Below are 245 nucleotides of genomic sequence, written 5' to 3'. Positions count from 1 at the left end.
ATAAAAAAACGGAAATTGGCAAAAGAAAAAGAGTCTTTGCAGATAGAACACACTCAGACAATTCGTGAATTGGAAAAAGTAAAACAGCTTATTATTGAAGACCATATTGTGTTAAAAAATAAAGCAAAGGTCTATCTTAATGAACTTCTTTATATAAAAGCCGAGGATCATTATCTACAGTTAATCACTTCTAAAAAGAAGGAATTTGTACGTGGAAAGATATCTGAAATTATTAACGAATTGCC

1 protein-coding gene is annotated in these 245 nt (G+C 29.8%); it reads left to right on the top strand.

What is annotated here, in order from left to right; all coding sequences use genetic code 11:
- The coding region (locus R2R70_RS22420) for a hypothetical protein (protein WP_410979260.1) at nt 1–245 on the top strand (245 nt) is incomplete at both ends.

The organism is Cobetia sp. SIMBA_158 (genome assembly GCF_046566945.1).
GTDB classification, from domain to species: domain Bacteria; phylum Pseudomonadota; class Gammaproteobacteria; order Pseudomonadales; family Halomonadaceae; genus Cobetia; species Cobetia amphilecti.
Note: the sequence above shows the minus strand (reverse complement) of the source record. Positions and strands in the feature narration are given on the sequence as shown.